The sequence below is a fragment of the Methylomonas koyamae genome, from assembly GCF_001644025.1.
Classification (GTDB): Bacteria; Pseudomonadota; Gammaproteobacteria; order Methylococcales; family Methylomonadaceae; genus Methylomonas; species Methylomonas koyamae_A.
Window position 1 is genome coordinate 13,641 of the sequence record NZ_LUUK01000225.1, and the last position, 25,404, is coordinate 39,044.

General features: G+C 54.6%; 19 protein-coding genes. 9 read left to right on the forward strand and 10 right to left on the reverse strand.

Annotated features, from left to right (window positions below; translation table 11 throughout):
* Positions 1-71 precede the first annotated feature (71 nt).
* The gene (gene uvrD, locus A1355_RS22530) at positions 72-2,240 is read left to right on the forward strand and encodes a DNA helicase II (protein ID WP_064031524.1); all 2,169 of its coding nucleotides are present in this window, start codon (positions 72-74) and stop codon (positions 2,238-2,240) included.
* A gap of 51 nt (positions 2,241-2,291) precedes the next feature.
* Here uvrD and pyk read toward each other — a convergent pair whose 3' ends face one another.
* Positions 2,292-3,737: a pyruvate kinase gene (pyk, locus tag A1355_RS22535; protein WP_064031525.1), complete on the reverse strand. Its 1,446-nt coding sequence runs from the start codon at positions 3,735-3,737 to the stop codon at positions 2,292-2,294.
* A 9-nt stretch (positions 3,738-3,746) separates the two neighbouring features.
* The gene (gene gap / locus A1355_RS22540; RefSeq protein WP_064031526.1) at positions 3,747-4,760 is read right to left on the reverse strand and encodes a type I glyceraldehyde-3-phosphate dehydrogenase; all 1,014 of its coding nucleotides are present in this window, start codon (positions 4,758-4,760) and stop codon (positions 3,747-3,749) included.
* A gap of 179 nt (positions 4,761-4,939) precedes the next feature.
* On the opposite strand from gap, the gene ylqF reads away from it, so the two are divergent.
* Positions 4,940-5,857, forward strand: coding sequence for a ribosome biogenesis GTPase YlqF (gene ylqF / locus A1355_RS22545; RefSeq protein ID WP_064031527.1), 918 nt, complete (start codon positions 4,940-4,942; stop codon positions 5,855-5,857).
* A 126-nt stretch (positions 5,858-5,983) separates the two neighbouring features.
* Entirely contained in the window at positions 5,984-6,874 is an 891-nt protein-coding gene (locus A1355_RS22550) for a hypothetical protein (protein WP_064031528.1), read from the forward strand.
* Between the two features lie 163 nt (positions 6,875-7,037).
* Here A1355_RS22550 and A1355_RS22555 read toward each other — a convergent pair whose 3' ends face one another.
* Positions 7,038-7,679, reverse strand: a complete 642-nt coding sequence (locus A1355_RS22555; RefSeq protein ID WP_197471889.1) for a methyltransferase — start codon at positions 7,677-7,679, stop codon at positions 7,038-7,040.
* A 299-nt stretch (positions 7,680-7,978) separates the two neighbouring features.
* Here A1355_RS22555 and A1355_RS22560 point away from each other — a divergent pair, with 299 nt between their 5' ends.
* From A1355_RS22560 to A1355_RS22570, 3 genes are all read left to right on the forward strand, one after another.
* The gene (locus A1355_RS22560; RefSeq protein WP_064031530.1) at positions 7,979-8,422 is read left to right on the forward strand and encodes a cupin domain-containing protein; all 444 of its coding nucleotides are present in this window, start codon (positions 7,979-7,981) and stop codon (positions 8,420-8,422) included.
* 120 nt (positions 8,423-8,542) lie between these two features.
* Positions 8,543-9,097 carry a cyclin-dependent kinase inhibitor 3 family protein gene (locus A1355_RS22565; RefSeq protein ID WP_064031531.1) on the forward strand — a complete coding sequence of 185 codons (555 nt, stop codon included), beginning with the start codon at positions 8,543-8,545 and terminating at the stop codon, positions 9,095-9,097.
* A 9-nt stretch (positions 9,098-9,106) separates the two neighbouring features.
* Positions 9,107-9,787, forward strand: coding sequence for a hypothetical protein (locus A1355_RS22570; protein ID WP_064031532.1), 681 nt, complete (start codon positions 9,107-9,109; stop codon positions 9,785-9,787).
* 229 nt (positions 9,788-10,016) lie between these two features.
* On the opposite strand, the gene A1355_RS22575 is transcribed toward A1355_RS22570, so the two are convergent.
* The 6 genes from A1355_RS22575 to A1355_RS22600 form a co-directional block, all read right to left on the reverse strand.
* Positions 10,017-10,931 (reverse strand): DNA adenine methylase, encoded by a 915-nt coding sequence (locus A1355_RS22575; RefSeq protein ID WP_064031533.1) that lies wholly within the window; start codon positions 10,929-10,931, stop codon positions 10,017-10,019.
* On the reverse strand, positions 10,928-11,758 hold the full coding sequence (locus A1355_RS22580) for an EcoRV family type II restriction endonuclease (protein ID WP_064031534.1): 831 nt from the start codon (positions 11,756-11,758) through the stop codon (positions 10,928-10,930). The genes A1355_RS22575 and A1355_RS22580 overlap by 4 nt, the downstream gene beginning before the upstream one ends.
* A gap of 1,304 nt (positions 11,759-13,062) precedes the next feature.
* Positions 13,063-13,797 (reverse strand): DUF1566 domain-containing protein, encoded by a 735-nt coding sequence (locus tag A1355_RS22585; RefSeq protein ID WP_064031535.1) that lies wholly within the window; start codon positions 13,795-13,797, stop codon positions 13,063-13,065.
* 155 nt (positions 13,798-13,952) lie between these two features.
* On the reverse strand, positions 13,953-14,687 hold the full coding sequence (locus A1355_RS22590) for a DUF1566 domain-containing protein (RefSeq protein ID WP_064031536.1): 735 nt from the start codon (positions 14,685-14,687) through the stop codon (positions 13,953-13,955).
* A 1,117-nt stretch (positions 14,688-15,804) separates the two neighbouring features.
* Positions 15,805-16,899: a quinolinate synthase NadA gene (gene nadA, locus A1355_RS22595; protein WP_064031537.1), complete on the reverse strand. Its 1,095-nt coding sequence runs from the start codon at positions 16,897-16,899 to the stop codon at positions 15,805-15,807.
* Positions 16,900-17,111: 212 nt separating this feature from the next.
* Positions 17,112-17,630, reverse strand: a complete 519-nt coding sequence (locus A1355_RS22600; RefSeq protein WP_082885718.1) for a DUF2780 domain-containing protein — start codon at positions 17,628-17,630, stop codon at positions 17,112-17,114.
* Between the two features lie 235 nt (positions 17,631-17,865).
* Here A1355_RS22600 and A1355_RS22605 point away from each other — a divergent pair, with 235 nt between their 5' ends.
* From A1355_RS22605 to A1355_RS22615, 3 genes are all read left to right on the forward strand, one after another.
* The gene (locus tag A1355_RS22605; protein WP_064031538.1) at positions 17,866-18,795 is read left to right on the forward strand and encodes a ZIP family metal transporter; all 930 of its coding nucleotides are present in this window, start codon (positions 17,866-17,868) and stop codon (positions 18,793-18,795) included.
* A gap of 13 nt (positions 18,796-18,808) precedes the next feature.
* Positions 18,809-19,462: a TMEM165/GDT1 family protein gene (locus tag A1355_RS22610; protein ID WP_064031539.1), complete on the forward strand. Its 654-nt coding sequence runs from the start codon at positions 18,809-18,811 to the stop codon at positions 19,460-19,462.
* Positions 19,463-19,608: 146 nt separating this feature from the next.
* Positions 19,609-24,105, forward strand: coding sequence for an EAL domain-containing protein (locus A1355_RS22615; protein WP_082885719.1), 4,497 nt, complete (start codon positions 19,609-19,611; stop codon positions 24,103-24,105).
* On the opposite strand, the gene rnd is transcribed toward A1355_RS22615, so the two are convergent.
* The gene (gene rnd / locus A1355_RS22620) at positions 24,102-25,256 is read right to left on the reverse strand and encodes a ribonuclease D (protein WP_064031541.1); all 1,155 of its coding nucleotides are present in this window, start codon (positions 25,254-25,256) and stop codon (positions 24,102-24,104) included. The two genes, A1355_RS22615 and rnd, sit on opposite strands and share 4 nt — an antisense overlap.
* Between the last annotated feature and the right edge of the window lie 148 nt (positions 25,257-25,404).

Below are 25,404 nucleotides of genomic sequence, written 5' to 3' on the forward strand. Positions count from 1 at the left end.
GTCCTGACGCAAGGCTTTCCCTCAAGAGCTCGCAAATATACACAGCTCCCCAAATTCTGCAAGTTATTAAAATGGACGTCTCAACGATAATCGCGCCGCTGAACGACGATCAGCGCCTGGCCGTTTCCGCGCCGATGCAGGCCATGCTGGTCCTGGCGGGAGCCGGCAGCGGCAAAACCCGAGTGTTGGTACACCGCATCGCTTGGCACGTACAAATCAACCACATATCGCCCTATCACATCCTGGCCGTCACGTTTACCAACAAAGCCGCCAATGAAATGCGCCACCGCATCGAGGAATTGTTGAATACCTCGGCGCGCTCGATGTGGATAGGCACCTTTCACGGCCTGGCTCACCGCCTGCTACGCCAACACGCCAAGCAAGCCAAATTGCCAGACACCTTTCAGGTCATGGACAGCGACGACCAATTGCGCATCGTCAAACGTTTGCTAAAAAGCCTGGAGCTGGACGACAGCAAGTGGCCGGCCAAGCAAGTGCAATGGTTCATCAACGCCCAAAAGGACGAGGGCATCCGCGCCCGCCACATGTCGCAAGCCGACGACTTTTACCACCGGCAAATGCAACGCATCTATCTGGCCTACGAAGAACTCTGCGACCGCTCCGGCTTGGTCGACTTCGCCGAGCTGCTGCTGCGCGCCCACGAACTGTTGCGCGACAACGAAGACTTGCTGGCCTTTTACCGCGAGCGCTTCCGGCAAGTCCACGTCGACGAGTTCCAAGATACCAACACGATCCAGTATGCTTGGCTACGCCTGCTGACCGAAGGCAACAACAATCTGTTCGTCGTTGGCGACGACGACCAATCCATCTACGGCTGGCGCGGCGCCAAGATCGAAAACATTTTCGCCTTCCAAAAACATTATCCGGAACACGGCATCGTCAGACTGGAGCAGAACTATCGCTCCACCGGCCACATTCTCAAGGCCGCCAACGTGTTGATCGCCAACAACGAAAACCGGATGGGCAAGGAACTGTGGACGGCAGCCGGCGAAGGTCACGCGATCGGTGTTTACGCGGCCTTCAACGAACAGGACGAAGCCTATTTTGTCGTCGAAAAAATCAGACAATGGGTACGCGACGGCGGCCTGCGTAGCGAAGTCGCTATTCTTTACCGCTCCAACGCCCAATCCCGACAATTCGAGGAGCGCTTAATGACCACGGCCGTGCCCTACCGGGTCTACGGCGGCTTGCGCTTCTTCGAACGGATGGAAATCAAGAACGCTCTGGCCTATTTACGCCTGTCCAGCAATAGGGACGACGAAGCCTCGTTCGAGCGAGTGGTCAACACGCCGACGCGCGGCATCGGCGCGAAAACGCTGGACGACATGCGTATTCTGGCGCGGGAACGCGGCGTTTCGCTGTGGCGAGCCGCCGAATGCATGCTGGGCGAAAAGCAACTGAGCGCCCGTGCCGCCAATGCCCTGCAAGGCTTCATGAATCTGATCGAGGCCATAGCCCTGGCGACCGACGGCATGAACCTCTACGAGACCGTCAAATACGTCGTCGAGGCCAGCGGCCTGATCGAACTGTATAAAAAAGAAAAACAGGACAAGGGCGAAGCCAGGGTCGAAAACCTGGAAGAGCTGGTCAACGCCGCCAAGCTGTTCGATTACGACAGCGAAAACGCCGAAAACCTGTCGGAACTGGATATGTTCCTGGCGCATGCCGCGCTGGAAGCCGGCGAAATGCAGGGCGAAGCCGACCAGGATTGCGTGCAATTAATGACTTTGCATTCCGCCAAGGGCTTGGAATTCAAACTAGTCTTTCTGGTCGGCATGGAGGAAGGTCTGTTTCCGTCGCAACAAGCGGTGGACGAACCCGGCCGCTTGCAGGAAGAACGCCGTCTCTGCTACGTCGGCATCACCCGCGCGATGCAGCAACTTTACCTGACCTATGCCGAGTCGCGCCGCTTATATGGCAAGGACAGCTATCCGAGACCGTCGCGCTTTCTTCGGGAAATCCCCCCGGAAGCCCTGACCGAAATTCGCCTGCGCGCCAACGTCACCCGCCCAGCCTCATCCAGTCCGGCCACGCTAGGCTCGATGGTCGATCAGAACGCCAGTTTTCGGCTGGGTCAGGCGGTCAGACACGAGAAATTCGGCGAAGGCGTGGTGTTGCAAACCGAGGGCAGCGGCGACCAAGAAAAGGTACAGATCAATTTCCGCAACGCCGGCATCAAATGGCTGATGTTGGCTTATGCCAAATTGGACAAGGCATAAAAAAGCCGCCGTCCGAAAACTCTCGGACGGCGGCTTAAGCAGTAACGTCGATTAACCGGCGAAATCTTCGTGCACGGTAATGACTTTCAACGAGTTGGTACCGCCGCTATGACCGGTGGCATCGCCCTTGGTGATGATGAAAGAATCGCCGTCGGCAACTAAACCGCGATTTCTTAATTTTTCGATGATGTAACGGTTGACCTCCGCGTTCGCCATTTTTTCGTGCGTGAACGGAATCGGGAACACACCGCGATACAGAGTAACCCGGCCCAAGGTTTTCTCGTGACTACTGAACGCGTAGATCGGAATGCCCGAGCTGATCCGCGACATCCACAACGGCGTCGAGCCGGTTTCGGTCAACGAGGCAATCCCGCTGATCTTGGTATGGTTGGCCATGTACATCGCCGACATCGCGATCGCCTCGTCCACATGATCAAAGCTATCGGTCATCCGATGCTTGGACTTGATCACCGCGGGCTGCTTCTCGGTTTCCATGCAGATGCGCACCATCGCTTCGACCGTTTTGACCGGATGTTTGCCGGATGCGGTTTCCGCCGACAACATGATCGCATCGGTTCCGTCGACGATCGCATTCGCAACGTCGAAAACCTCGGCGCGTGTCGGAATCGGGTTTTCGATCATCGACTCCATCATCTGAGTCGCCGTGATCACCGCCCGGTTCAATTCGCGAGAACGTTTGATCAAATGCTTTTGTGCAGCCGGCAGATTGGCGTCGCCGATCTCCACACCCAAGTCGCCTCGGGCCACCATGATCACATCCGAGGCCATGATGATTTCGTCGATGACTTCCATCGCTTCAGCGCGCTCGACCTTGGCCACCAAGCCCGCGGTAGAGCCGGCGGCCAGCAGCAAGGCACGCGCTTCGTGCATGTCGTCGGCGGTACGCGGAAAGGAAATCGCCACGTAATCGGCCTGGATGATCGCGATGGTCTTGATGTCTTCCTTGTCTTTGTCGGTCAATGCCGCAGCCGACAAACCGCCGCCCAACAAGTTGATGCCCTTGTTGTTGGATAGATCGCCGCCGACGACGACCTTGGTATTCACCCGGGCGTTGTCCACGACATTCACGACGTCCAGCACCACCCGACCGTCATCCAGCAGCAAGCGCGTGCCCGGCTTGACTTCCCGAGCCAGCGGCTCGTAGCTGATGCCGACCTGGGTGTTGTCGCCGTCCAGTTTGCCGAGGTTGATGTCCAGCGCAAAGTCCTGGCCTTCTTCCAGCCAAACTTTGTTTTCCTTGAAGCGCTCGATACGGATTTTAGGGCCTTGCAAGTCGGCCAAAATGCCGACCCGGCGACCGCTTTTTTTGCTCAACTCGCGAACCCGGTTGGCGCGATCGATGTGATCTTGCGCCGAACCGTGCGAGAAATTTAAACGGACAACATCGATGCCTGCCTTGAACAAATCTTCAAGCACGCCGGGTTTGTCCGTGGCGGGTCCCAGCGTCGCCAGGATTTTTGTTCTACGTAACTGCATGTATTCCCTTTATTTGGCGTTGTACAAAGCGACGGTAGTGTCCAGCATCCGGTTAGAGAAGCCCCATTCGTTGTCGTACCAGGACAGTACCTTGACGAAGTTGCCGCCGGTCACTTTGGTCAGACCCGCTTCGTAAATCGAGGAATGCGGATTGTGGTTGAAGTCGGAAGACACCAAAGGCTCGTCGTTGATCGCCAAAATACCTTTCAAGGAACCGTTGGCCGCTTCGCGCAGAATGCCGTCGATTTCTTCCTTGGTGGTATTGCGAGACGCCTGGAAGCACAAGTCAACCACCGAGACGTTGATGGTCGGAACCCGCATCGCGAAACCGTCCAACTTGCCTTTCATTTCAGGCAACACCAAGCCAACCGCGGCGGCAGCACCGGTTTTGGTCGGAATCATCGATTGGGTGGCGGAACGCGCGCGATGCAAGTCGCTGTGATACACGTCGGTCAGCACTTGGTCGTTGGTATAGGAGTGAATCGTGGTCATCAAGCCATGATCGACGCCGATGGTATCCATCAGCGGTTTCACCAGCGGCGCCAAGCAGTTGGTGGTGCAAGAAGCGTTGGAAATGACGGTATCGCTCGCTTTCAAGCTGGTGTGGTTAACGCCGTAAACAACGGTCGCATCGACATCGTTACCGCCCGGCGCGGAAATAATGACTTTTTTGGCGCCGGCGGAGAGGTGGGCGGACGCTTTGGCTTTGCTGGTGAAAAAACCGGTACACTCGTGCACGACGTCGATACCCAACTCGGCCCAAGGCAATTTAGCCGGATCGCGTTCCGCCAGAACCCGGATGCGATCGCCGTTGACCACAATGTAATCACCATCGACGGAAACATCGAACGGGAATTTACCGTGCACGGTATCGTACTTGGTCAAGTGTGCATTGGTTTTGGAATCGCCCAAATCGTTGATCGCGACGATTTGAATCTCGTTGGTGCGACCAGATTCGTACAACGCGCGCAAGACATTGCGACCGATACGACCGTAACCGTTAATTGCAACTTTAATTGCCATAGAGTTTTCTCCGGGATGAGTGTGAAGGACTAACTTCAAGATGTGCGGAAAGCACTAAAAATAGCGCTGATTGTAGCAAACCCCGACAAACAACGTCTACCGCGCAACCGCGCGGCAAAGCCGGAACCGGCGTTGGCTTGCGTTACAATGGGCACCGATTCCGCAAATACGACCCAACCATGAATATCCAGTGGTACCCCGGCCATATGCACAAGGCCAGCAAAGAGATCAAGGAAGCCCTGCCCGACATCGACTTGCTGATCGAAATTCTCGACGCCCGCATTCCCTACAGTAGCCAGAATCCGATGCTGGCCCGGCTGCGCGACGACAAACCGACGATACGCATCCTCAATAAGACCGATCTGGCCGATCCCGAGGTCACCAAACTTTGGCAGGACTACCTGGAACGCGAACAAGGCGTCAAGACCCTGGCCCTTACCAGCCAGCAAACCGACAAGGTCAGGCAAATCGTCGATCTGTGCCACAAAATGCTGGCCGACAAACTGGCCGCCGGCAAAGTCCTGCGGACCATGATCATGGGCATCCCCAACGTCGGCAAATCGACGATCATCAACATTCTGGCCGGCCGCGTCATCGCCAAGACCGGCAACGAACCGGCCGTCACCAAACGCCAACAACGCATCAACCTGAGCAACAATTTGGTGCTGTCCGACACGCCGGGCGTGTTATGGCCCAATGTCGAAAACCGCCACGGCGGTTACCGCTTGGCCGTGACCGGCGCGATCAAGGACACCGCCTTCCAGCACGACGACATCGCCCTCTATGCCTTGGAGTACCTGACCCAGGTCTATCCCGAGCAACTGAAAACCCGCTATCGGCTGGAACCGCTGCCGGGCGAGGTACTGGCCTTGCTGCAAGCGATCGGCGCCAAACGCGGCTGCCTACGTAGCGGTGGCATCGTGGAACTGGACAAGGCCGCCAAACTGCTGCTGACCGAGCTCCGAGCCGGTACGCTGGGCCGCATCAGCCTGGAAACCCCGGACATGATCGAGCGAGAACTACTGGACGTCGCGGCGTTGCGGGAAGAAAAAGCCGCCAAGCAAGCGGCGAAACGGCGCGGCAACAACCCAGCTTAGTACATGGCCCGCGACTTTTACACTTAAATAGTGTTACATAAAGCCTTTTAAACAAAAAAACGCCGACGCGCAAAGACATCCAAAATACAAACAACAATTTGGCTAGGCATATCAATTTTTAAAAAAATGAATACACCAGACAACAATCATAGCAAGCCCTCCAAGTGCACCATATTAGAATACAGCATCATTGCCATAATAGTAATAGTTGGTATAGTAGCCTGGAAAAAAGGAACTTTAATCATAGATAACATTAAAACAGCCTTTGGATCTGCCGAAAAAGTAACGATAGACTTCAATGATCAAGGCACGACCATAATAAAAAGAAATGACGTCAACGAAAAAGCTAGCCTCCTATTATCTGCAAGCGACTTGTGGGCAAACTCCGGCTTAATGGTTCCCGCAAAAAAATGCATCACAATAACCGCATCAGGCAAGGCGCAAATAGCGATAAATGACCTGATAAAAAATGCGGAAAAGGATAACAAGCCTAACTATCTGTGGACTGGACCAAATGGGTATGAGGGAACGCAATTCAGAGCCATTCCCGGCTACTATTCCACCTTTCGTATTTTACCTGAAGCGCCCGATGGCGCTTTGTTAGCTTACTTACAAGCACCTTCCGACGGCGAGCCAGACCCCGGTCTAAACAATCCAAGACCACACAATCTTAATCGCTGCCAATGTAATGATTCTCATATTTTCGTGATAAAAAATCAGGCCAAAATTTGCAATACCTGGGATGATGATCGAAGGCTCTGGTTTGTTATTAATGACTCTGTCATTGAAAACAATTTGGAATCAAAAACAGCATATATCGCTGCACAAAAGTTTTTATGCCGAAAATCAAGCGAATATGAGGAGAGCAAAAAGAACAAAAGCTCCTATATCAAAAAGAACTGCACCGAAGACAAATACAACCGATCTTGGAATAATATTGTTGAGCAGCAATACTGGAACATATGGTACGACGACAATATCGGTTTTTTTAGCATCCAAATTAACTTCGACACCTAGAACCACCACCCAAAATATGAAACAATTCATTTTGAAAAAACAATATTTTCCAGTAACGCTTAAGCCTAGCAACAAATCAATACTAATAATCCGTACAGCACATTTTCATACTTTTTAACCCCTCTACCCCCATACTAAAAACCAAAGATATTAAGAAAGAATATTACGCTAACATCACCTTATAAATGTAATGTTCGCCGGCGTGATTGACGGTACTTTCCTCCAGCGTCACCGAAAAACCGAATTCCGGGGCGATGTGTTTCGGATCGTGCTCTTCGCCGACAAATTCGGAATAGGGAATATAGATGCGGGTGTGTTCGCTAATGTAGTCCTTTACTTGATGAAAAAACCGCTTCAATATCTCGCGGCCACCATCCTCGTTCAGACCAAAAGTGCCATCGCACGGGTAATAATTAAAGTTGAACACAATCAGGTCGAACAGCCGCTCCGGCACGTCGGCGAATAAATCACTGTGAAGAAAATCGATATGCGCCAGATCGGGATTCAAGCGGGTATTTTCCAAGGTACACAGCACCGCGTCCCGATTAAAATCCACGCCCATCACGTTCTCGCAGCCCATCTTTTTCAATAAGAACGCGAAATAGCCGCTACCGCAGCCCATATCCAACGCCGTTTCGGCGGGCGACTGCCGCAACATGAAATTGCCGAAAAACGAGCTAGTCAGTCCGAAATCGGACGGAAACACGTTTTTGGCGATTTTCAAGGTAATGCCGTCCAACTCGGTGATGTACGGCTGTTTGTCCAAGTAGTGGGAAAGCTCTTGTTTGCGAGCTTCGATGCTCATATCCAACGGTTTCATAGGCGGCAAAATTGGGTAGTTGAAGGGAACGGTCGATTCGGCTGCATGCTACCGCAAATCTCGGCGCCAGCTCAAACCCAAACCTACCCGCCGTTCCTCCTCGAGCCCTGAATCGAAACACCTCCGGCGCCGCTCGCGTCGGGCGCCAATCGATGGCGGGCAATTTGCCCGGCAATTTCGGGCAAATCTCGGCTTACCGCGCACCGCGAGGTACTTAAACTCCGCTGGTCCCGACCGAATACCGACCGGACAAACTCTCTCCACCCACTTTCGAGAACATCCCGATGAACACTCATTTATTCAACGACAGCCGCATCCACTGGCAAACCCTGGCCGGTTTCGACCACTTGCACTATTTCATTCTGCACATCGATAGCGAAGCCCACATTATCGACGTACTCTTCAAATTCGCCGCCGGCCGACAAATCGTGTTGCATCGCCACAAGGCGCCGAACCACATTTTCGTCATCCAAGGCGAGCACCGCCTATATCACCCCGACGGCAGTTTGAAGGAAATCCGGCCGACCGGCCGCTACACCGTTAGCCCCGCCAGCGACGAGCCGCATCGGGAAGGCGGCGGCGACATCGACGTGGTACTGTTGTTCAGCATACGCGGCTGCGGCGTGCTCTACGAAATCCTCGACGACGACGCCAACGTGATCGGCACGCTGGCAATGGCGGACTTCATCGCTTTGCACAATGCGCAACCAGCGTTAACCGATGGATAAGCACCCTGCCACCAACTCCCGAGGCCGGGCGATCTTCGCGCGGCCATTACGATTCGGCACTGCTCAAGCGGCCTTCGTGCTAGACTCGCGCGCATTGATAACACCGCCGAGATTAACGCCATGGCCGGAACGCGGACCAGCCACACCCACCCGCTGCAAATTGCCGAAGTGCGCGCCAGCCCGTCGCACGGACGTATCGGCATCACCTTTTGCCCCGGCAAGCACGACCGCTTTGCCCACACCGGCGTCTGGGAGCGCGATCTCGGCGTCGATTTGGACGCCATCGCCGCCTGGGGCGCCAAACTGATATTAACCCTGGTGGAACCGGCGGAACTGACCGCGCTCAAGGTTCCGCAACTCGGCCACGAAATTCGTAGACGCGGCATCGAGTGGCTGCATTTGCCGATCGCCGACTATTCCGTTCCCACCCACGCTTTCGAGCAACAATGGCTAACCCAAGGCGCCGACATCCGTCGGCGCTTACGCAAGGGCGAAGACTTGCTGGTACATTGCAAGGGTGGTCTGGGCCGGGCCGGCATGATCGCCGCGCGGCTACTGGTTGAACTAGGCATGAACCCGGAAGCGGCGATCCATGCGGTGCGCCACGCGCGCAAGGGCGCCATCGAAACCCCGGCGCAACTGGCGCTGGTCCGCCGCACCCAGCCGATCCCATAACCCGCCGACATGACTACCCTCGATACCGCCAAACTTTCACGGGTAGGCGGACAACTGGGCAGCAATCCGGCCGGCGTTTATCAAGACGGTAACGGCGGCCGACGCTATTACGTGAAGACGCTAGAATCGGCCGCCCACGCCCGCAACGAATGGCTCGCCGCCCAACTCTATCAACTGGCCGGCGCGCCGACCCTACGCTACGTGACTACTTCAGCACCGGACCAAATAGCGACCGAATGGATCGTACTGGAAAAGAAATGCCTGGCCCATTTCACCGACAGCGAGCGCGAACAAGCGCGGCAATGGTTCGGCGTGCACGCCTGGACCGCCAACTGGGACGCCGCCGGCTTCAACGGCGATAACCAAGGCGTTGCCGGCGGCCAAGTCCTGACGCTGGACGTCGGCGGCGCCCTGGCCTTCCGCGCCCAGGGCGACCCCAAGGGCAAGGCATTCGGTATCCGCGTTGACGAGCTGGACGTCTTGCGCCGCGACGACGCCAACCCTCACGCCGTCAAGCTGTTCGCCGCGATGACGCCGGTACAAATCGAACAAGCCATCCTGGTAGTCGTTCGCATTCCGGACGATGAGATTCGCCAGGTCGTCTTAGCCAACGGCGGTTCGCCAGAGCTAGCCGACAAGATGCTCGCCCGCAAAGCCGATATGGCTCGGCGTATCGCCTGGAATGAATAACTCAGGGATACCGGAATATCTAGCGGCGACGGTGCAATCCGCAGCCTTGAGTGGCTTTCGTGCAAGGTCCAGCGGATTTACGCCCCGACTCTTCTTGATGAATTCAATAGCGCACTCATACGTTCCGACATGCTTGGCGTCAGCCCGTTGCTTCATACTTTCGATAATCGAATCGGCCACAAACAACGGGCAAACCTAGTCGGCGAATACGGAGCTAGAGAGCGCATTGTTATGCCGTTGTATATTTAGCTGAATTTTCAAAAATAGCGTACTGAATTGGATGCTCAATTTTTTCAACGGGTTTGGCAATAAAATTTGTCACCAATGCCTCAACAACCGGATTCCTGTTTTCCTCTTTTCCACCAAGGTGATAGAAATGTTCACGAGTAATAACACTATATTTTGACCATAATGACTTGATATATTCGTTTTCTCGGTAATCGTTATGATGCCACGTTGATAAAATAAACCTACCCTTAATGCTCGAGAGTTTGTTAAACAACTCGCGTTCGTGGCTTTCATTCCAACCATTATAGTAATCAACATGCCTGTCAATATAGGGCGGATCGCAATAAATAATATCTTGTGACGAAGCTTCGGTAATGGTTTTACCAAAGTCTTGGCATTTGAACGTGAAGTGCTTTGCTTTTATGACTTTGCTTACCCAATCCACTTGATTGACAATTTTTGTTACATAGGCTTGGGCAAAGCGTTGCGGCTTGCGGCAAAAGGGGATGTTGAAACCGCCTTTTCTATTGAAGCGGATCATTCCGTTAAACCCAGCCCGATTAACAAACAAAAAATCAAGAGGTGAATGTTCAGCGTTAAATCTGTCTCTGATAAAATAATAATAATCTTCGCCTTTTTCTAAAAGTCGAGCACCTTCGCACGTAAGATAAGCTTTAACCACTTCGGCAGTTATGTCCCCAGATGCAATACTTGAGTAAAAATTGATAAGATGAGGGTTTGTGTCGCTTAATAGCGCATGTTTCGGAGCAACATTAAAAGCAACCGCACCGGTTCCCATGAAAGGCTCAATCCACAAGCCATCAAAATCGCTAGGCACAATACTTTTTATCCAAGGCACGAGCTTGGTTTTAATCCCTTGAGATTTAATGGGAGGAACAAATACTTTAGCGCTCATTCTTCGCCATTCCTTTTATCAACCACTAGCGAAATATCACCATTTTTGTACGCGACAAACTCACGCAACGTAGAAATTTTTTTCGTTCCGCCTTTTCCGTCTTGGATGGTGATTTTTCGGTAATTCATCCAATATTCGTCAAACCAATTTTCGCCCAATTTTGAAAACATGCCTCGACCGGCTATGATGTCGGCAATATTATTAATACTTCCGATATTCGCCGTATTACCGCTACCGCCTTTATCGCTGGCGATTTCCCATTTTTCGGCAACAAAGAACTGGAAATTTTTTACAACGGAGGCAATGGATTGCAACTCATCAATGCGATGGACTTTGGTTTCATCAATGGTGGCAAAGTCGACTCTATCGTAGATGATGCCCAAGCAAAAATGGCCTGAATAAGAACCGTAAGGGAACTGGATATTTTTGGTGCTGGCACGATTTTCGAAATACGCGCCGTGTGAGCCGAGCGTAAACCCATTGCATAAATGCGGTTTCTTTGGGTTTCTATAGCTTGTTTTAAAATCCACCGCAAATCTGACGGATTCATTATCTGCTTTTACGAACGAAATATCCGGATAGTAGTTTTGGTGCTCAGCAAGCACGACTTTGTATCCGATGGATTGGGCAAAATGCAAAATTTTTGGGAACAAATGAATTTCAAGAATTTTTGAAACAATCTTGGTGTCGGCTGAAATGGTATATACGTTTTTAAAAATATCAACGAAACCTTTAACGGTCCATTGCCCATCTTCGGTGCTGACATAGTCCTTAAGTTCAAGAACAAACGCTTCAAGATTTTTTGCGAAACTTTCTTTTTCAGTCACTTGGTTGCAATGTTGGATTTGGTGGATTACCGATTGTACAGGCTATGTGGTCGGATAGGAATCAGCGAATTTTGGAAGGCATAACGAACAAGCTCACACAAGTTGGCGCGTTAACACTAGCGTCGTCTGGAGCGAATTGTTAAAAAATGTGCCAATCACCACGGATTGGCCTCCAAATTATTCTTGCATTTTTTACAAAACCTAAAATACCCCCTGTTTAACCTCACAGAGTGAAAGTGAGCGAAGCAAATGGCACAAAAATCTGCGGAGTCTAGGCCATCCACTGCAAGGCCTGGTTATGCATTGACGCTTTCACCATCACCCGCTACTACCAGCCAATAATGCGCGAACTTTATGCAAGTGAGCTTCAGGCGAAAGATTACCGGCTGCCAGCTCTTCTGCGCATTCAACTAAGGATCGCAGTTTCAACAAACCGCCTGCACGATTTTCAAGCGAAGCTCTGAGTTTTTGATCATGCCCTGGTCGGAACAAACCAGAAGCAGTTTGCTCCTTACAACCACATTCACATTGGGGCATGTTTTTCTCCTTTTGATGCACAACTAGTAATTAGATAACTTCCGTATAGCTACAGAAAAACGATCTTCGGCACGATAATTTATTGATCGGCATATGATCTTCCCTTCTGTATATCATTCGGCAGTGAAATAATGACCGGTAACAGCCAGACTGCTGCCATTGAATCAGAACGAGCGATAGTCCGCAACAGGGCGTAAGCCACCCACCAACCTCTCCACTACGCATCGCGACAACTCTAACGCACGAAAAAAATCTCCGCTCGAATAAGTTGGCCAGCATGGCGTTCGGAGAGATTACAAACCCTGCGGATAGCATGCGAAGCGGCGATTGATATTTCTTCCAAGGCCCCGAATTTGGCAATGCCGCGCGCTGGTTGTGTTTGCGGTAACGGCTAAATCCAGCAACGATTTGCCAGGTTTTTATCGCCAATGCGGATGCGTTCAGTCAAAGGGCGGGAACTAGTGTTTCGGGCTTTAGACGCTTTAGTTCCCTTCGGCTCCGCTCAGGGAACGACCGGCTCCGCTCAGGGAGTGATCGACTTCATTCGGGGAACAATCGCCTCCTCTCGGGGAACAACCTGCGCGCTCTCCGAACGGAGTCGAGGCAAACGTCCTGCGTTCTCGGAAGCGAATCGAGGGGGGATCGCACCGGTCGGTTTAATCATTGCAAGCCCGAGTCAATACGATCGCTCGATACGCGTTAAACAGTCACCCAGGGGATAATTCCCGCCGGCTAACGAAACAAAATCCAATCGCTAAATATGCCTGCTACCCAACCCGCCCGCGCCGTTTTAGACCCAACAATCCCATCAGGCCACTACCCATCAACCAAACAGCCCCCGGTATCGGCACGGCCGACAATCGTCCGGGACTCACCGCCCATACGTAGTGTTGATAAGTCTTCCGGCGGTTGGCCTGACTACTGTAATAGGCTTCAAAATACCACGCGCTACCGGGGGAAGCCGCATTCTCGGTACCTGACCAGTACGAAGAGGCTTGCTCGTGGTCGAAGCTACTGGTATTGGGAATGGAATTAGACGCCGAACCGTCCAATTCGCGGTAAACCAATTGGCCCAGTTCGTTGCCGGCGCTGCCGTCGTATCCGTCGATGGCATTACTGGTTGGCAAGCGCCATTGCGAGCTGCCGCCATAGTTGACGCGATTCAGTAAGCCAACGAAAGCTTGCGCGCCAAACCAGTTGGCTCTACCGTCCGACGAAAAATCGGTGGTTTTCACGGTGTAAGAACCGGTGTAACCGTCGAAGCTGTTGGGCGTGTCGCTAACGGTAGGGCTAGCGGCGATAATGGCTTGGATGACGTTTCGGAAACCGTAAGTGCTTTCCAGCGTAGCCAACAGATTGGCGTCTTGCGTCCAAGTCACGTTGCCGACGCTGCTGTAGACCAAACCAACGTCATCGGCACCGGTAAAGCTGGTCAGCGTGGCGTTGGCGTTGAACGCGGCGGCGCCGAACAAAACGCCGAAGGTAAGTAGCCTGTGTGTCATGAGTAAACTCCTTGGGTATGGGGTGCGCGCGACAATTAGAGTTCATCGACCCGGCCCAACGATCAAAATACATTGGGCGTCAACGCCGCGCTTTTGGGATTTAAGTGCCTAAAAAGAATTGGATTCACTGCCGTGTTACCCGAGACGACGGAAAGTCATTTTCTCCGCAAACTCAGCAATCCCATCAGCCCGGTTCCAAACAACGCTAACGCGCCCGGTATCGGCACCGCAGCCACTTGCCCTGGGCTAACGAGCCAAACCTGATGCCAGCGATTCTTTTCATCGTAGCCCTGAGCACCGTTTCGAGCATCAAAGCCCCACGCCGCGGCCGGGAAGACGGGCAAGGCCTCAAGACCCGACCAGTACGGTACCGGCGATTCGTTGTCGAAGGTTGGGGTGTTGGGAATAAACTTGCCGGCGGTACCGTTCAATTCGCTATAAAACAATTGGCCTAGTTCGTTACCGGCGGTGCCGTTAAAACCGACAATGGCATTACTGGTCGGCAAGCGCCATTGGTGGCTGCCGCCGTAGTCGATGCTGTTTAAATAGTTGGCGAAGGCGATAGCCCCCCACCAACTTAGGGAACCTGAAGAGGGAATGTTGACATTAAAACTGCCGAAATCGCTCGCCGTTAAGGTTACCTGCGGCCCGGACGAGGCGTAATAAGTCGTTGTAGGCGTCAACGCGATAACCCGGCTGATTAGCGAATGGTCGGCATTGGACAGGGTTTTGAACAAATTGGCGTCTTGCGTCCAAGTCACGTTGCCGACGCTACTGTAGACCAAGCCAGCGCCGTCGGTACCGGTGTAACTGGTCAAGCTGGCGTGGACGTTTAACGTGGCGCCGCCGAGTAACAATCCCAAGGCAACTAAAGTTTTACGGGTATTCATGAACTTCTCCTTTCAATCAATGAACAAAAATGACCATCGAATATCGCTTAGAGGCTACCTTGAGTCAGGACAAATAGGTTTCGAGCTCGTCCTCCGCGCCTCAATTTCAGAGCCCAAATCACGCGGTACTTGCGAGTGGATATTCGAGTTATCCCAACAACAGCGCCACTCCTCGCCATGACGCGAGTCGCGGCAACCGTAGGCGATAAAAACCGGCCTAACGCTCCTCCGGCGCGGCTTAATCATAGCGCGCGAAAAATATCTCCGCTCAATTAATTAGCGCCTACCATATGCTGTTTTAGCAATACAGACCAACTCTACAGGCAGTCAATGAAACTGCGACACTGTTAGGGTGCTAGGTTAATTGCTTAATATTACAGTTGATCGCGCGGATCGGCGCGCAGCTTTAGGGTAATGACGGCACGACGACTTCGACGCCCGTCCCGGAACCGTTTTTACGCGTGTTTCCAACGTTGGGGGAAAACCTCTGCAAGCCACGGCTGGCGAGGCGTACAGCGATTCGGCAGTCACGGAATCGTGGAAACACGTCACGGAACGTCGGAAGCACGTCACTGAGGGATGGAAACACGACGCGGAACCTTGGAAACACATCACTGAAGGCGAATAGGACGTCACGGAATGCTGGAAGCGCATCACGGAAGGCTGAAAACACGTCACTGGAACGTGGAAGGACGCGTTTCCAACATAAAAACACGGCACGGAACGGTCTATACCCTTGCTGTCGGCATTGCCGGTGGCGAAACTGGACTGGGAGGGCCGATTGATCGCTGATCGACCCCGTCTAAGCCTTTGGTGTTACGCCCTTCTACTTACTCGGGGCCAAAGGGACCGGGTTAAAATTCAGTAACTATTCAACATAGGCTTCAAGCGGCCCCAATCCAAGTAACCTCTTTGAAAAAGGGAGCTGAGGGGGATTTATTCAAATAGTCTTCCCTGCTCCTCTTTTTTCAAAAAGGGGCTACAGATCGCTGAAGACTTACTAAATCAGAAGATTGGACGCTAAGAAGTACGGCGGCTGGACGGATAACCATTCGCGAGGACCGAGCGCTTACCGCCGAACCGGCGGCAAACGCCTAGCCCGCGCGCTATCAACGCATTAAGACGCCAGCAGCATATTATCCAGCGCCAACTTAGCCAGCGCGGCCTCTTCGGCCGGGACCGACACTCGGTTGACGACATGGCCGGCGGCCAGGTTTTCCAACACCCAGCATAAATGCTGCGGATCGGTGCGGAACATCGTCGAGCACATGCTCAAGGTCGGCGCCATGAAATGGACCTGCTTGCCCTGCGCCTTGGTTTCCTGGGCCAGCCGGCTGACCAGATTCAATTCGGTGGCGACCAGCCAGCGGGTATTGGGCTCGGCCTCGCGGACAATTTTTAAAATCATCTCGGTGGAACCAATGTAATCCGATTTCTCGCACACTTCGAAACAGGCTTCCGGATGCGAAATCACGATGGTCTCCGGATATTTCGCCTTGAAATTGTCGATTTGCTCGGGCTGAAAAGCCTGATGCACCGAACAGTAACCCTTCCACAAAATCATTTTGGCGTCGCGGATTTGTTGCTCGGTCAGGCCGCCTTGCGGTTTGTTGAAATCCCAGGTGACCATGTGTTCCAGCGGAATACCCATCCGGTAACCGGTGTTGCGGCCCAAGTGCTGGTCGGGGAAGAACAGGACTTTTTCGCGGCGCTCGAAGCTCCAATTCAGGATTTTTTGCGCATTGGACGAGGTACAAACGATGCCGCCGTGCTGACCGCAAAAAGCTTTCAAGTCGGCGGCGGAATTGATATAGGTCACCGGCGTCACCGAATTTTCGACGTCGATGATCTTAGCCAACTCGTCCCAACATTGCTGGACCTTGATTTTATTGGCCATGTCCGCCATCGAACAACCGGCGGCCATGTCCGGCAAAATTGCGATCTGCTCGGGCCGGGACAGGATGTCTGCCACCTCGGCCATGAAATGCACGCCGCAAAACACGATGAATTCGGCCGCCGATTGCGCCGCCTCGCGCGACAACTTCAGCGAATCCCCATAAATATCGGCATGCTGGAATACTTCGTCACGTTGATAATGATGGCCCAGCACGATGCAGCGGCCGTTTAACTGGGCTTTGGCGGCGGCGATACGTTCTGCGCATTCGGCGTCGTCCAACAAGGCGTAATCATGGATAGGTAATGCGGCAGTCATGTTTCAACCCGGCAATCAAAAGAACACATTGTAACGGCTTGGGCCGCGAAATCGGTAGCCGGTTCCCGGCGTTGGCTAACCCGATCGTCAAACCGTTCGAAGACGGTGGCGGAGCGAGCCAGGATGCGGGCGTCGTCTCCGCTCAACCGGCGCCAAACGCCGACGAAAAACGCAAACCGTAGCAACGCCGAGCGGCGACCAACCCGCCGAAACTACCGGAACAAAGCTTGCTCCAGCAAGGCCATCGCCGAAGCCCCGCCTTGATTTTGCACGTATTGCAACACCACCGGCACGAATTGGCCGATCATGCTGCTGTTCATCCCCAAGCTCTGAAACGACCCGGCCAAACCCAGCAAACCGCCGGCCGTGCCGAGTAGCGACGACCCGCCGTCATCGCCAAACTTGGGCTGATTCGAAACCGCACCGAGATAGCGGTCCATATTGGGCACATTGGAGCTGAGTAGCGAAAAGTCGCCCGGATTCAGGCGCTGTTGCGCCAACGAGAATATCGAACCCACTCCGCCCAGCGCTTGCTGTGGGGAGATACCCAGTTGACCGACCAACAGGCCCACCAAGTCCATCTCGGCGCCCAGGTTTCCCGCGGCAGGCACCGACGGCAGCGCCGGGGTTTGCGCGAACGTTTGCCCGGTGTAGGGCTGCGGCGCATTACAACCGGCCACAGCGACCGCCGCGGCTAGAAAAAATCGTTTGCTGAAATTGAGTTTGCTCATTGTGACTCCCGTGAAAAAGGCGATTCCGGTTGGCGTTCGCGGCCTTTTGCGTTGACAGCGCCAACCCGGTGCCGCGCGCATGATACCGAAATCGCAACGGTTTTCCCGGCATATTTGCCAGGGGCTAGGCAAATCCGCGAATTACCCGCCGATAACCGGAGCGACGAACCTCGGCGGCGGCGGTTAATTCAGTATAATCGCGACTTTACACACCCTCACCTTCGGATAATAAAAAATGCAAAACATACAAGCCAAGCTCGAGGAATACTACCTCCGTCTCCAAGCCCATCCACGGTATCTGAAAATCATGACGCTGCCCACGCTACAACGCTGGGGCGTTCTGGCTGGTTTGTTTTTGCTGTCGCAAGTCGTGGTGTTCGGCGGCTTGTACCTGATATTCGACGGCGTGGTCGTGATCGGCTTTATGGCCAGCATTCTGGCGGGCCTGGCGACCGGCGTCGGCGCGTTACCGGCGCTGTTTTTCAAGGACATCTCAGAGCGCCTGTTCAACAGTATGCTCGGCGCCGCAGCCGGGGTGATGCTGGCCGCCACCGCCTTCTCGCTGCTGGTGCCCGGCATCGATTTCGGCGACCAGATCTGGCCGGGCAAGGGTTTGTGGATCGTCGCGGCCGGCATGCTGCTGGGCGCGGTGTTTTTGCATTTTGCCGACGAGCGCCTGCCTCACCTGCATTTCGACGCGGTCAGCGACGAAAGTTTGAATTCGCTGCAAAAAATTTCGCTGTTCATCATCGCCATCACGATCCACAACTTTCCGGAAGGCATGTCGGTGGGCGTCAGTTTCGGCTCGGGAAATATGAATAACGGCCTGGTGTTGGCCATTGCCATCGCGCTGCAAAATTTGCCGGAAGGTCTGGCCGTCGCGCTGCCGTTGGTCGGCTTGGGCTACAACAAATGGAAAGCGGTCGGCATCGCCACCGCGACCGGCTTGGTCGAACCGGTCGGCGGCCTGCTGGGCATTACGATGGTGACGGTGTTTTCGTCGATACTGCCGATTGCGATGGGCTTCGCGGCGGGAGCGATGTTATTCGTGATCAGCGAGGAAATCATTCCGGAAACCCATGCCAAGGGCCGCTCGCGCATCGCCACGTTTTCGTTGATGGTCGGCTTCATCATCATGATGATGCTGGACAAAATCCTCAGCTAAGCGCACCAACGCCATGGATCATCTAATCGAGCTTATCAACCGGTTGACGCCCGCCGACCCTGCCGGCTTTTCGGCCGCCGCCGGGACCAGTCTGGCCTTGATCGCCGCCGCCGAAATCGGCGACAAAAGCCAATTGGTGTGCATGACGCTGGCTTCGCGCCACCGGGCCGCACCGGTCTGGTGGGGGGCGCTGGCCGCGTTCGCGCTACTGAATACGCTGGCGGTGGTGTTTGGCGTCGCCATCGCCAACTGGCTGCCGGAATACGCGGTGTCGGCCGGCGTCGCCTTGTTGTTCGCCGGTTTCGGTTTACACGCGGTATTCAATCATGAAGACGAGGACGACGACGAAGCCGTCGTCGAAAAAAGCGGTCACGGCATTTTTCTGACCACGTTTTTATTGATTACGGTGGCGGAATTCGGCGACAAGACCCAGCTGGCGGTGGTCGGTTTCAGCAGCAGCGCGCCGGCGGCGGCGGTCTGGCTAGGCTCGACGGCGGCACTGGGCTTGACCTCGTTGCTGGGGGTAGTCGCCGGCCGCACCGTGCTGCAAAAAATGCCGTTGGGCTTGCTCCATAAGCTCAGCGGCGGCTTTTTCCTGATACTGGCGGCGGTCGCCGGATATAAAACTTATCTCGGCCTGAACGCGGCCGGACTGATCGCTCTATGAATCGCCGCCGCATCGCGCTTTGACGCGACGGGAAACGGCGGCTTTACGATTTAACCGGTTTGGGCAACCCCACGCCAACGTTAAAACCGGCAACGAACTTGTGAGTTTCATTTTCGACAGTTTCCGCTTCTTTGTATTCTGATTCGATGGCGACACCTCTTAACCGCCGGCGCGATTTGCCGGGCATCCTTAGCTTGGCCCTGCTATACGGAGCAATCGCCAAAATCACTTTGAGCTACTTTTCGACCAGCGGCAACGTCACGCTAGTCTGGTTTTCCGGCGGATTGGGACTCGCGGTGTTGCTGTTGAAAGGTCTAAGGTACTGGCCGGGCATTTTCTTGGGCGCGCTGGCCGCCGGTTTAATGGTCAACGATTCTCTCTGGCTTTCGGGATTGATCGCGGCCGGCAATACCTTGGAAACTTTAACCGCGGCGCGATTGCTCGGCAACAATCGCAATTTTTCAGTCACCTTATCCGAACCCAAACATTTTTTAACACTGGTGCTGGTTGGCGTGGTTTGCTCCGCTATTAGCGCCGCGATCGGCCCGGCGGCACTGTTGGCAAGCGGTTACGTACTACCCGCCAGGGAACTCGGCGAATCCATGCTGCACTGGTGGATGGCCGATGTGTTTGGCATCGTCTTCGCCACGCCGGCCACGTTGATCTGGCGACGCTGGCCAAGCAATTGGTTTCACGGCAAACGCTGGCCGGAAACCGTGATTTTCGTCGGACTCTCCTTTCTGGTCGGCCAGATTCTGTTTTTCGACTGGTTTACCGACCATCTGAAATTCGCCCCACACACTTATTGGTCATTTTTCTGCGTCCTATGGGGGGCCCTGCGGTTTGGGCGGCACGGCGTGGTACTGGTGATGGTCCTCACCGCCGCGCAGGCCTTGCTGGGAGCCGCCCAACACGTGGGCAAGTTCGCCCACGATTTCGAGCAAAGCGATCTGTTCAATTTCTGGCTGTTCATGGCCGCGTTGTCGACCTGCGGCATGGCTTTGGCGTTGACATTACACAGCAGCCGACGCATCGCCGAAGAACTACTCGACAGCGAGCTACGCCTACGGCATATCGTGGACGCTTCACCAGTACCGCACATCCTTTACGACCGCCACGACAATGTGGTCTTCTTCAACTCGGCCTTTTCGGCGACTTTCGGCTACACCCAAGACGATATTCGCTGTCGCGACGATTGGTGGCGCTTGGCCTACCCCGATCCGGCTTACCGGCATTCGATCATGGCCGTTTCGCGACGCCATCTGAGCGCCAGTCTAAACCGGCAAGACATCGCACCGGAGAAAGTCGATATTCGTTGCCGCGACGGCGCTACCCTTACGGCCCTTGCCAATACCACCGCGCTTAGCGACTCTCTTCAGGGCGGCTATCTGGTCACCTACTTCGATATCACCGAAAGGATGCGCTACGAAAAAGCCTTGACCGAATCCAATTTATTGCTGCAAACCATCCTGGAAACCTTACCGGTCAGGGTGTTTTGGAAAGACCTCAACTCGCGGTATCTGGGCTGTAACACGCTGTTCGCCAACGACGCCGGCCGGCGGCGCGCCTCGGAAATGCTCGGCAAGGACGACACCCAAATGACGTGGCGAGACCAAGCCGATTTATACCGGAGCGACGACGTGGCGGTCATGTCTTCCGGCACGCCTAAGTTGAATTTCGAAGAACCGCAAACCACGCCGAGCGGCGATACCATCTGGCTGCGTACCTCGAAAATGCCGCTGATCAACGGCGACGGCGCCACCATCGGTATCCTCGGCTTATACGAAGACATTACCCAAAACAAGCAGAGTCAGCAACAACTGGCCGAATCGCTATCGATGCTGCAAGCCACGTTGGAAGCCACCACCGCCGGCATTTTGGTGGTTAGCCTGGACGGCTACATCCGCGGCTTCAACCAGCGCTTTCAAGCGCTGTGGCAAATTCCGAGAGACATGTTACGCGAGGGCGACCACTGCCATGCCTTGCTGGAATTCATCCTGAAGCAGATGAAGGACCCGGAACTGACGCGCGCCCAAGTCAACGAATTGCGCGAGCATCCCGAACGGGAAATCAAAAACCTGCTGGAACTCATCGACGGCCGGCTGTTGGAACGTTATTCTCGCCCCCAACGCATCGGCGATCGAATTATCGGCCGGGTCTGGAGTTACACCGACGTCACCGAACTGCGCGGACTGGAAAAGCAGTTGCAATGGCGCACCGCTTTTCTGGAGGCGGTATTGGAATCGACGCCGGACGGTATCGTCGCCGTCGACGCCGAAGGTCGCAAGGTGCAGCAAAACCTGAGGATCGGCGAATTGTGGCGGATGCCGCCGGACCTGGCGAACCAGGACTGTATTGCCGCGCAGTTGGAGATGGCACGGCAACAAATGAAACACCCGGAACAGATGACCCGGAGCATCGCTTTGGTTCAGGCTCAACCGGATGCTATCGCCCGCGACGAAGTGGAACTGCTCGACGACACGATACTGGAATTCCACACCGCGCCGATTTGCAGTAAAACGGGCGCTTATCTTGGTCGTATTTGGCAATTCCGGGACGTTACCGCAACCCGCCACGCGGAAAGAACATTGCGGCAAAAGGAATACTATCAACGCGCCTTGCTCGACAACATTCCTCACGCAATCTGGCTGAAAGACCGCGACAGCCGGTTTCTGGCGGTCAATCAAGAATTCTCCGCCATCTTCGACGCCGGCACGCCGGACGAATTGGTCGGCAAATCCGATCTGGATATCGCACCGCCGGAACTGGCCGAACGCTATCGAGCCGACGACCGCACCGTCATGGCAACCCGCGCCAATCTGGTCGTCGAGGAAGAAATCATCGATCGCGGACTTCGCAAGTGGTACGAAACCTATAAGGCCCCGGTCATCGATCAGAGCGGCGAATTGCTGGGTAGCGTGGGCTTCGCTCGCGATGTCAGCGAACGCCGCAAGGCCGAGGAAAATTTGCGGCTGGCCGCGCTGGTCTATCAGAACAGTAGCGAGGCGATGGTCGTCACCGACGCGGACAACAATATCCTCAGCGTCAACCCGGCCTTTACCTCGATGACCGGCTATGCGGCCGACGAAGTCGTCGGCCGAAATCCACGGGTGTTAAAATCGGATCAACACGATTCCGGGTTTTATCGGGAGTTGTGGCGGGCATTGGAAGAGACCGGCACGTGGCACGGCGAAATCAAGAATCGCCGCAAGGATGGCCGCATTTACGTGGAAGAATTAACGATCAACACGATTTACGACGCCTCCGGCCATCCGCAACGGCGGGTGGCGTTGTTCTCGGACATTACGCAACGCAAGCAATCGGAGGAACAAATCTGGCGGCAAGCCAATTTCGATCCGCTCACCGGTCTGCCGAATCGCCGGATGTTTCGCGACCGGCTGGAACAGGAAATCAAAAAAGCCCACCGTATGGGCCAGATGTTCGCGCTGATGTTTATCGATCTGGACCGCTTCAAGGAAGTCAACGATACTTTGGGCCACGACATCGGCGACCAATTGCTCAAGGAAACCGCGCAACGGCTGCAGCTTTGCGTCCGCGAATCGGACACCGTCGCCAGGCTGGGCGGGGACGAGTTTACGATCATCCTGGGCGAACTCGACGAACCGCGCAGCGCCGAACCGATAGCCCGGCATTTGCTGGAGCAATTGAGCGCGCCGTTCCAACTGGCCGAGGACACCACCTACGTCTCGGCCAGCATCGGTATCACCTTCTACCCGACCGATAGCACCGACCTCAGCGAGCTGTTGAAGAACGCGGACCAGGCGATGTACGCCGCCAAAAACCGGGGCCGGAATGCCTATAGCTTTTTTACCAAGGCGTTACAGGATGCGTTGCAGGCACGCGCGGCGCTACTGGCCGATTTGCGCAACGCCTTGAGCGAGCGGCAACTATCGCTCCACTACCAACCCATCGTGGACTTGGTCAGCGGCGAAGTCCATAAATCGGAAGCTTTGCTGCGTTGGCGACATCCGACGCGCGGCGTCGTTAGCCCGACGGAATTCATTCCGCTGGCCGAGGAAACCGGCTTGATCAACAAGATTGGCGATTGGGTGTTCGAAACCGCCGCCCAGCAGGTATTGGAATGGCAAAGCCGCTTGCACCGCGAGTTTCAAATCAGCATCAACAAATCGCCGGTGCAATTCCAAAGCGCCGGTCAAGCACCCCGTCATTGGTTCGATTATTTGCACTCCCTCGGCCTGTCGGGACAAAGCATCGTCGTTGAAATTACCGAAGGCTTGCTGCTGGACGCCAATACCAACGTTCAGGACCACTTGATGGCGTTCCGGGACGCCGGTATGCAAGTCGCGATCGACGACTTCGGCACCGGCTACTCGTCGCTGTCGTATTTGAAAAAATTCGACATCGACTATTTAAAAATCGACCAGTCCTTTGTCCGCAACCTGACCGAGGATTCCAGCGACTTCGCACTCTGCGAAGCGATTATCGTGATGGCCCACAAGCTGGGCCTGAAAGTGATAGCCGAAGGCGTCGAAACCGAACGCCAGGGCGATTTGCTGAAATCGATCGGTTGCGATTACGGTCAGGGCTATTGGTTTTCGCCGCCGGTACCGGCGGAACTATTCACCCAGCGTTTCAGTTTGGGTCGAGACCGCGAGATCTAAGCGGAGACCGGACTAATCTCGACGGCATCGTCGCGCAAACGCAAGCGGTAATCGCCGCGCAGCAAACCTTGCAATTCCCGTCCGGCCATGTTGTAGCGCCAACCCTGTAGCAGCAGACAATCGTCATCGCCGGCCAGCAATTGTTCCAGATCGTTGCGGGTCGCCAAAATAATCGGATTCAGCGAATTTTCCTCGGCCCGAATCCTGACGACCGCGCCGAGCACATCCAGAATGGCTTCGGTTTGCTGGGTTTTCTTTTGAGGTTTACCTTTTTCGACCAGCGGTTTAGGCGGCCGTTGGCGAGCGACATCAATTAGTTCGCACAGGGTTTTACCGTAGCGGTTGACGGTGCGTTCGCCGATATTGCGGACCTTGGCCAGATCGGCGACCGTCACCGGCTGCAATTTAGCCAACTCCAGCAACATGTCGTCGGCCAACAACCAGTTGCGCGGTTTGTTTTCCTGCTGCGCGGTACGTTCGCGCCATTCGGTCAAAGCCTGCATGATGGACAATTGCTTGCCGGTCAATTTGTTCTTGCCGCGTATCCGCAACCAGGCATTTTCCGGCGACAGTTGATACAACTCCGGATTGTTCAACAGCGCGAAATCGGCATTCAGCCAATCCAAGCGACCGAGTTTATCCAACTGATCGCACATCAAGGTGTAGATCTTGCAGAGGTAGATCACGTCGTCGGCGGCGTACTCGATCTGTTCCGGACTCAAGGGACGCACCGACCAGTCGGTGCGGGTATGGGCCTTACTCAGGTTAACGTTGAGGAAGCTGGATACCAACATCGCATAACCGGGATTTTCCTGAAACCCCAGCAACGGCGCGGCGATTTGGGTGTCGAACACCGGCATCGGAATTTTGCCGCTCAGTTGATAGAAAATCTCCAAGTCCTGGCGACAGGAGTGCAATACCTTGACGATGGCGGGATTGTAAATAGCCTCGAACAGCGGACTCAGATCGGCGATCGCCAGCGGATCGATGCAGGCCACCCAGTCTGGCGTGGCAATTTGCAACAAGCAGAACTTGGGGTAATAGGTTTTCTCCCGCAAAAACTCGGTATCCAGCGCGATCCAGTCGTGACGGCCGATCTGTACGCAGAGAGCCTGAAGTTGTTCCGGAGTATCGATATATTGAATGGTCATAGTGTGTTATTGCGTAGGGGAAAAGAAAACCTGGGCGGTATTAAGGGAGCTGGCGCACGGTCCGGCATTGCCTGAACCGCCAACAAAAGCGACCCGCGATCTTCCGGGTGAATCCGTCGGGCCGCCAGGGTAGACACTCGAAGCCAGC